Below are 8460 nucleotides of genomic sequence, written 5' to 3'. Positions count from 1 at the left end.
TGAATAGTTAGATGAATGACGTTTTCGTTTTTCTTACTGCCGATGAACTTCGCTAACCATGTTCGATAATTGGCGGTATTAGCAGTAGTAAGAGATGGGGCATCGCAACTCACTTGCTGTAAGTCAACGTCATCCATATCGATAAAGTCACACTCATGCGCATCGACAGGAAGGTAGTGATTGATTTGCTCTGCTGATGGATAAGCTCTGCGAATAGAGGCGATATTATCTTGCAAGAGTGCAACTTGAAAATCAGTAAAGGAAGTCGCTGGCGCTGACTTCAGTTTCAATAGATGCTTTTTGACACAAGCCGATACTTGTAAATTACGCTCGATCGCCAAATCACGATTTTTAGTGAAAAGTGAATAACGAAGCTCATTGGGAAAGCCTGCCTGGCGCAGTTTGACTGGAGTGGAAAGGCGTGTGTAATACACACTAGATGGCAGTTTTAGCAGATACATATGTATCACCTCTATGTAGTAGGTGATTTTTCTATGCGTCAGATATGAAAAAAGCCCTGAAAAATCAGAGCTTTATTCATTTTAAAAGTGGCGGAGAGATAGGGATTTGAACCCTAGATACGCTACAAACGTATGCCGGTTTTCAAGACCGGTGCTTTCAACCACTCAGCCATCTCTCCGTAAGTGCGGCGTATAATATAAAGCTTATCGGCTTGTGTAAACCCCCAAAATGCTCACTTGCTCGCACATCATACAAAGAGGCACCAATAGGCCAGTTAACGCACAATAATTCACAAAAAAGAGGGGTTCACCCTGATTGTAAAGTGATTCCAGAGCCCCAAAATGCCTGTTTAGGTGTTTGATTATGGCTAATCAATTGGCGAAGGGAGTCAGGAAAAAGGTTCCATTGCTCAATTTCAGCGCAAGGTACCCAGAAAAACTCTAGATGAGGCTCATTCGCTACCACAGTCTCTTGGTGTGATAAGTCCGTTTCAACGTCAAAAATCAAATTGATCTCAGCTTGGAGCTGGCCATCGAGGAACCATTCATTTTCTGCAGCTCCTATAAATGCCCCGACATTGGCTTCAATCGACGCTTCCTCGCTCAACTCCCGCGCCAAAGCAACCGGCGCTGATTCGCCAAACTCAATATGACCACCAGGCAAGAACGTCATAGTATCGCCAATCGCCCTGACCAATAGGATATAGTCACCATCGCGGATCAACCCACGCGCAACATAATGAAAAGCCACTTTACCTTCCTCTTTAGCATTTTTGCCCATGGTACCGCAGCGGCAAGTCATACCGAAATGTAGAAATGACGCAAATACGCTTATCAAAGCTCTGTAACAGTTATTTGCTTCAGAAAGGCTATAGTTATTGCTAACCTCTTTTCACCTCAACAAACATAAGATTGATAACAATGAAAATTTTCAGCAATTTCGAAAGTGGTAACATCCATATCGTCAGTGCCGATTCGCCAGACAACATTCAACTGACGATCCCAGCGGATAACCAATCCGACATCTCGCAGTGGTTCCATTTCCGTCTGGAAAGCCAGCCCCAGCTTCATCATCAATTTTCAATCTTAAACTTGGCAAAATCAGCCTATCCCGAAGGTTGGCAAGACTATGATGTGGTTGCCTCTTATGATCGAGAAGAGTGGTTCCGTATTCCAGCCGAGTTTGATGGCGATACCCTGACCTTCAAGGTGGTTCCGGAATACGGCTCGATGTATTTCGCTTACTTCGCCCCATTCAGTTATGACCGCCACCAAGATTTACTGCACCAAGCCCAAACCCAGTTCAACTGTAAACTGGAAACCCTTGGTTCAACCTTGGATGGCAACGACATGAGCTTGCTCAACATTGGTGAGCCGTCGGAAGAAAAGAAAAACATCTGGATCATTGGCCGACAACACCCAGGTGAAACCATGGCAGAGTGGTTTATCGAAGGTCTATTGCAACGCCTACTCGACGATACCGATACTGTCGCCAAAGCTCTGCTCGATAAAGCGGTGTTCCATATCGTACCGAATATGAACCCTGATGGCAGTATCCGTGGTCACCTTCGTACCAATGCCATTGGTGTTAACCTCAACCGCGAGTGGCAAACACCGTCGATGGAGAAAAGCCCTGAGGTTTTCCTTGTGCGTGAGCGCATGCTTAAAACTGGCGTAGATATGTTCCTCGACATCCATGGTGACGAGGCTATTCCCTATAACTTCGTTGCAGGTAGCGAGGGGATCCCGTCTTACAATGAACGCCATGCCGCATTGGAAAATGCTTTCAAGGCCACCTTGCTGACCATCACGCCTGAATTTCAGGTCGCGCACGGCTACGATAAAGATGAGCCGGGCAAGGCCAACCTAACCATTGGCTCTAACTGGGTCGCCGAGCAATTCAAGTGCCTGTCTTATACTATCGAGATGCCATTTAAGGATCACATCAGTCATCCTGATGAGTTTTATGGCTGGTCGCCAGAGCGTAGCGTGGCCTTTGGCCAAGATGTGTTAGCAGCGGTTAGAGCAATCATCGATCAAATCTAATACCGGTGTTCTTAAATAAAAATGCCGAGTCGTAATGACTCGGCATAATCGTTCGGTAATTTGGAGCCAAACAGCGTCAAACCGGCATCACTTTATTTCATTGGAGCCCAAACGGCGTGATCAACGCCAACATCATCCTGAGCATAAATAACTAAAGGAAGCTTTGAGTTATAACGCAACAAATCACTGTGGAACTGCAAATTTTGATCTGATGCTTCTTCTTCACATGCCAACATGGTAGTGGCATAGTCAGTTTGCTTCTCCAATACGTAATATGAGTATCCCCAGCCTTCCAATGAACGTCGCTCAATATCCATAGGAAGTGCTTTAATATTACAATCAACATTCATAACGCTATTGGCAATAATTTGCACTCGGCGGTTTTGGCTTTCGTTTTCAGTCGCTTCAAGTTGAATAACATGCTTGGTAAAACCAGGCATTTCAGGAAACATATCAGCATTCTCGCTTGCAAAAACATGCGGAGTTGCCAGCAATAGTGTCGCGGTCAGAAGTGCTTTTTTCATTGTTATACCTACTAATCTGAGATTGCTTAGTTTTACCATTATACCCTGAACCCCCGCTGTTCAAAGCCAAGGAGAGCTTAGAAACGTTAGGTAACCGGTAAACCACGAGCCATCATCGGCTGATCAAATTAAGCTTGTTGCTCGACCATCGCTTCAAGACGGCGTCGCATCAGTTCATCAAACACCTTACGCGCTTCCTGTGCTTCTTCAGACGCCGCTAGTTTATTCTCTTTTGCTGATATGGCGTCGTCCATCAACTGCTGAAGTTGATCCAGTCGCTCTTGTGGCGCCTCGCTAAGTTCAAAAGCAGACTCGCCATTCGCCATAGCTTCTGCACGCATCTTTTTCTTCAGCTTCCACACTTTATACAAGGCTTCACGTTCAGCTTCGGCTGCGGCCATCGCGATGTCTTTCAGCTCGTCAAACTTGGTCAACGCCATCCCTTCTTTCGACCAAGGGTCAACATCTGGCAACTCCTCGATGTTAATTACCGGATCTTCATAGCCTTCCTGGTGAGTCAGGTCGAGCTTCGCCGCCTTCACTGCCGATATCATCAACATCACCGCAATCACCAACAGCGGTAAACCACCGACAATGGCTGCGGTCTGTAGGGTAGACAAGCCGCCCATAAACAGCAATACCGAAGGCATAAATGACAATGCAAAAGCCCAGAACAAACGGTTCCACCGCATTGGGTCTTCCGTCACATTGTTCTGTACCACCGATGCCAAAATATAAGAGATCGAGTCAAACGTGGTCGCTGTAAAGATCAAACACAATAGCGTAAACGCGGCAATAACAACGGTACTGTAAGGCAGTTGCTCAAGAATTGAGAAAATGGCTTTGGTCGCCCCTTCACTGTTAAGGATACCAACGACATCCAGCGCTCCAGACAGCTGCAGCGATAGACCGTAGTTACCCAAGATCATGAAGAACAAAAAGCAGCCCATCGACCCAAAGAAGATCGACCCCGTTACCATTTGCTTGATAGTACGGCCACGGGAGATCCTCGCAACAAACAACCCCATGCTCGGTGCAAACACCAACCACCACGCCCAGTAGAAAATGGTCCAGTCCTGTGGGAAATGGGTATTTTCAAACGAGCCATAGCCGCCGAACGGCTCGGCCCATGTTGCCATCACAAAGAAATTCGACAACATACGGCCCAGTGAATCGAGCCCAGTTTCCAGCATGAAAATGGTTGGGCCGGAAATCAGCACAAAGGCCAATAAGCTCAGAGCTCCCCAGAAGTTGACATTACTGAGGAACTTGATCCCTTTTTCCATCCCGGCATAGGCCGAGTATGCAAAGATCGCAGTACAGAGCATCAACACAATAATCTGAGTCTCTGTGTCTTTTGGTAAGCCAAACAAGTAGTTGGCACCTTCGGTGATCAATGGGGCAGCAAGGCCTAGCGTTGTCGCACCACCACCGAGAAGACCAAAGATAAACAGCACGTCAATGACCTTACCCAGCCAACCATAGCTGCGGGCTTCACCAATGGCCGGCATCAAAGCCGCAGATACCTTTAACACAGGTTGCTTACGAACATAAAAGAAATACGCAATTGGCAAAGCTGGAACCAAGTAGATAGACCAAGCTATCGGTCCCCAATGGAATAAGCCATAAGTTGCTGCCCAGCGCACCGCCTCTTCACTACCCGGTTCAAGCTGAAACGGCGGAGCTTGATAATAATAAGCCCACTCAATCGTCCCCCAGTACAGGATACTGGCACCGATACCGCCACAGAACAGCATCGCTGCCCAGGAAGCCGTGGTAAATTCGGGCTTTTCATCAGGATCACCCAGCTTGATTTGGCCGATGTCAGAAAAAACGATGTAGATCATAAAGAAAAAAGCAGCGACACCGAGCGACAAATAAAGAAAACCGAGTTTGTCGGTCATAAAGGTTTTGGCAATAGTAATCCATTCCGCACCTTGCACTGGAAACAGCAGCAAGGGCACCACAACCGAGATCAACATGCCCAGCGCCCCGAAGAAGGTCGGCTTATCGATCAATTCAAAGTGTTTACGAGAAAACACGGTAGCTCCTTAAAAATATAAACCCTGATATGGGTAAGTAAGATAATCAGAGAAAAGGGGCTAACTGTACAAACCAAGATTCTAATGAACTCGATGAAAAAAGCTGATTATTAGCTGACATAATTATTCAGCCGTATATAATGTCAGGCTTATCACCGATAACCAGTAGGATTAACGGTGATAATCCCTAAATCAGTAGAGGCGCGCTGCCTAAAAGTAACCGAGCAGAGGGTGATACCTGTGAAGCCGGAGAAAGGAGTCAGCGCCGAAGTGACTGCAGCTATCAACTCAGTCGCTGGGTCTGTGTCGAATAGGCATAGAACTGCCATAGTATTTACCTATGGAGCGCTACCTGAGGGGGTAACAAGTCATACCTTTCTGCGTCTTAGTTACACTTCCTTTCGGTAGATCTCCACCTTTAAGTTGTAGGTGTGATGAGATCATGAACCTTGTAGATTTTTCGGACTCACTAATGTCCGTTGTCCCAGCCATGCTGGCTGTTATCCTAGCAGTCACTACCAGGCGGGTTTTGCTTTCCCTTGGCTCAGGTATCTTTGCCGGTGCCATGATGCTAAACCAATACTCACCATTAGAGTCACTGCAGTACCTAGTTGAAAAGATACTGGCGATTGTCTGGGTTGATGATGCACTCAACGGTGACAACGTTAACATGATCATCTTCATGTTACTGCTTGGTGCACTGATCAGCCTGATGAGTGTCTCCGGTGCAACGCAAGCATTTGCCGACTGGGCAGCAGTACGCTGTAAAGATCGCCGCAGTGCCAAGTCACTAACCGGCCTGATGGTCTTTATCTTCTTCATTGATGACTTCTTCCACAGCCTATCTGTAGGTGCCATCTGCCGTCCGGTAACCGACCGTTTCAATATCTCTCGAGCAAAACTGGCCTACCTGCTTGATTCAACCGCAGCACCGGTTTGTGTACTGATGCCTATCTCGTCATGGGGTGCCTATATCATCGCCCTCGTTGGCGGCATCATGATGGCACACGGTGTGACAGATCAGAGCCCTATCTCAGCCTTTGTCGAGATGATGCCAATGAACCTGTATGCGGTATTCACCTTGGTCATGGTACTGTGCGTTATTGCCTTCCAACTTGATATCGGCCCAATGCGTAAGCATGAAAAATGGGCACTAGAAGGCAAACTGTGGGATGAGTCCAAGGGCAAACCTGCTGGTTTGGAGGTTGAGGTACCAGAATCTGCCAAAGGCGGCATGATCGATATGGTATTGCCTATCCTGACCCTGACGATGGCAACAGTCTTTTTCATGGTGCAATCAGGCGCAGATGTACTAGCAGCCAATGGTGAAGCCTTCAGTGTGATCGGCTCTTTTGAAAACACCGATGTTGGATCATCTCTGGTATACGGTGCGATTTGTAGCCTAGTGGTTTCTATTGCGCTAGCGCTTCGTCTTAACCTTGGCGTGAACACTTGGGTAAAAGCAGCACCACAAGGCATTTCAGCCATGATGCCCGCTATTGTGATCTTGTTCTTTGCCTGGACTATCGGTTCAGTTGTCCGTGATATGCAAACCGGTATTTACCTCGCTTCCATGTCAAACGGCAACCTGCCTGTTGAACTGCTTCCAGCGGTTGTCTTCCTGCTATCTTGTGCAATGGCTTTTGCTACTGGCACCAGCTGGGGCACCTTCGGGATCATGTTACCACTAGCCGGTGATATTGCTGCTGCCAGTGACATTGCACTGCTACTTCCTATGCTATCGGCTGTATTGGCTGGCGCAGTATTTGGTGATCACAGCTCGCCAATTTCAAGCACCAGTATCCTATCGGCAACCGGTGCAGGTTGTCACCACATGGACCATGTTATGACCCAGCTACCGTACGCATGTTCGGTTGCTTTCGGTGCCCTATTGGGTTACCTCGCTATCGGATACACTCATTCTGCTTGGGCGGGTGTTGCTGTAAGTGGTCTTTGGTTCCTGGCCTTCTGTGCCTTTGCGGTTCGCAAGAGCAAGCCTGTTATGGCGGCTGAGCCTGTGACAAGCTAAACCATCAATATCGTTTCCCCCCAAAGAGCAAGGTCACGGCCTTGCTCTTTTTTTTGGAAAAAATAAGACAACATCCTTTGTGACGAAAATAAAAACAGGAACAATGCCATGCTTTCAATACACAAAAGCCCAGTATAAAATGCAGAACGTCACAATAAGCCACAAAACACTGTACAAGCAATTTTATATTACTATTTTTGCCATTATTTCAGAGCAAACACGTTTTTATTGCTCCTTTTATAGATATTTTTTAAAGCAAAGCTTAATCGGAACCAAAACCATGAGAATTGGAATATTATACGGTGGTGAGTCTAGCGAGCGCGCAGTCTCATTAAAATCTGGCAACTGCATTGCCGGTGCCGTCGAATCGCTGGGCCACGAAGCTATCAAGATTGATCCCCGCCATATTGATATCACCTTGCAGGGCTTCTTTAACCTCGACAAAGTGTTCATTGCTCTTCATGGCGGCATGGGAGAAAGCGGGCATATTCAAGCCTTGTTAGATTTACTAAAAATCCCCTATACCGGCAGTGGGTTGCTAGCTTCATCGATCTCACTCAACAAATTAAAAACCAAAGAAATTTGGCGTTCAAACGGCCTGCTAACGGCTGATTGGATCAAGGTAAACAAACACATTCCAACCGACACCATCAAAGCGACGCTGGAAGATCTTTCCTACCCTGTGGTCGTCAAGCCATTGAACCAAGGTTGTAGTATCGGTGTGTCAAAAGCGTCCTCCCCGGAGGAGCTTTACAGCGCTTTAATTGATGCCTTTGAGTATGACGATGACATCCTGGTCGAGCAATTCATCACCGGCCGCGAATACACCTGTGCCATCCTTGACGAGAAAGCACTACCAGTTGTTCAAATCAAGTCAGATACGTTTTTTGACTGGGATGTGAAATTCGGCGATCAAAGCGCGACATATCACTGCCCGTCAGATTTAACCGATGAGCAGGAACAACAGATGCGTGAAGCCGCACTGACCGCCTATAAAACGTTGGGATGCCGAGGTTGGGGCCGAGTCGATACCTTCTTGGATGACAGCGGGAGAATCTGGCTGATTGAGATGAACACCGTGCCGGGTATGACCACCCGCAGCGTGTTTCCAATGGCAGCCAAAGAAGCTGGAATAAGCTTCGAAGATACTATCGCCACGCTACTCGATAGTGCGACATTCGATGACGTGAAATAGCGCATAAAAAAGCCGGTAACCCATGACAAACAGTGGCTTACCGGCAAACTGTCAGAGTTTCCCCTCAGACAACAGAACACATTATTTGTAACCGTTCACCAGACCCCCATTGAAAAATCATTTGTGATCCATCGCACTTGATCCGCTTTTCCTTCTTGAGTGA

At 47.1% G+C, this 8460-nt stretch carries 6 protein-coding genes, 1 tRNA gene, 1 pseudogene and 1 riboswitch; of the genes and pseudogenes, 3 read left to right on the top strand and 5 right to left on the bottom strand.

Annotation, left to right across the window (positions count from 1 at the left end; genetic code table 11):
* From NHN17_RS24880 to NHN17_RS24870, 3 genes and pseudogenes are all read right to left on the bottom strand, one after another.
* Positions 1-461, bottom strand: a pseudogene (locus NHN17_RS24880) (hypothetical protein); the annotation flags it as partial.
* A gap of 88 nt (positions 462-549) precedes the next feature.
* Positions 550-640: transfer RNA gene (locus tag NHN17_RS24875), tRNA-Ser, on the bottom strand.
* A gap of 128 nt (positions 641-768) precedes the next feature.
* On the bottom strand, positions 769-1242 hold the full coding sequence (locus NHN17_RS24870; protein ID WP_255045364.1) for an NUDIX domain-containing protein: 474 nt from the start codon (positions 1240-1242) through the stop codon (positions 769-771).
* Between the two features lie 140 nt (positions 1243-1382).
* On the opposite strand from NHN17_RS24870, the gene NHN17_RS24865 reads away from it, so the two are divergent.
* On the top strand, positions 1383-2507 hold the full coding sequence (locus tag NHN17_RS24865; RefSeq protein ID WP_255045363.1) for a M14 family metallopeptidase: 1125 nt from the start codon (positions 1383-1385) through the stop codon (positions 2505-2507).
* A 92-nt stretch (positions 2508-2599) separates the two neighbouring features.
* Here the strand turns inward: NHN17_RS24865 and NHN17_RS24860 are convergent, their stop codons facing one another.
* Both NHN17_RS24860 and NHN17_RS24855 read right to left on the bottom strand, forming a co-directional pair.
* Positions 2600-3031, bottom strand: coding sequence for an ecotin family protein (locus NHN17_RS24860; RefSeq protein WP_255045361.1), 432 nt, complete (start codon positions 3029-3031; stop codon positions 2600-2602).
* Between the two features lie 128 nt (positions 3032-3159).
* A complete protein-coding gene (locus tag NHN17_RS24855) occupies positions 3160-5013 on the bottom strand; it encodes a BCCT family transporter (RefSeq protein WP_373689598.1) in 1854 nt (617 codons plus the stop codon).
* Positions 5014-5261: 248 nt separating this feature from the next.
* A riboswitch (Lysine riboswitch) is annotated at positions 5262-5432 on the top strand.
* Between the two features lie 83 nt (positions 5433-5515).
* On the opposite strand from NHN17_RS24855, the gene NHN17_RS24850 reads away from it, so the two are divergent.
* Positions 5516-7102, top strand: a complete 1587-nt coding sequence (locus NHN17_RS24850) for a Na+/H+ antiporter NhaC family protein (RefSeq protein ID WP_255045359.1) — start codon at positions 5516-5518, stop codon at positions 7100-7102.
* 280 nt (positions 7103-7382) lie between these two features.
* Positions 7383-8297, top strand: a complete 915-nt coding sequence (locus tag NHN17_RS24845) for a D-alanine--D-alanine ligase family protein (RefSeq protein ID WP_255045358.1) — start codon at positions 7383-7385, stop codon at positions 8295-8297.
* Positions 8298-8460: the final 163 nt, after the last annotated feature.

The organism is Photobacterium pectinilyticum (assembly GCF_024357955.1).
In the GTDB taxonomy this organism is placed as follows: domain Bacteria; phylum Pseudomonadota; class Gammaproteobacteria; order Enterobacterales; family Vibrionaceae; genus Photobacterium; species Photobacterium pectinilyticum.
The sequence above is the reverse complement of the archived record's forward strand: the minus strand, read 5'-3'. Positions and strand labels throughout refer to the sequence as shown.

What these genes read in the sequence shown, in the direction of transcription:
- NHN17_RS24855 (WP_373689598.1), bottom strand. Translation starts at nt 5,013, where the DNA reads ATGTTGATCTCGGTTGTGGTGCCCTTGCTGCTGTTTCCAGTGCAAGGT.
- NHN17_RS24870 (WP_255045364.1), bottom strand. Translation starts at nt 1,242, where the DNA reads ATGGGCAAAAATGCTAAAGAGGAAGGTAAAGTGGCTTTTCATTATGTT.
- NHN17_RS24850 (WP_255045359.1), top strand. Translation starts at nt 5,516, where the DNA reads ATGAACCTTGTAGATTTTTCGGACTCACTAATGTCCGTTGTCCCAGCC.
- NHN17_RS24860 (WP_255045361.1), bottom strand. Translation starts at nt 3,031, where the DNA reads ATGAAAAAAGCACTTCTGACCGCGACACTATTGCTGGCAACTCCGCAT.
- NHN17_RS24865 (WP_255045363.1), top strand. Translation starts at nt 1,383, where the DNA reads ATGAAAATTTTCAGCAATTTCGAAAGTGGTAACATCCATATCGTCAGT.
- NHN17_RS24845 (WP_255045358.1), top strand. Translation starts at nt 7,383, where the DNA reads ATGAGAATTGGAATATTATACGGTGGTGAGTCTAGCGAGCGCGCAGTC.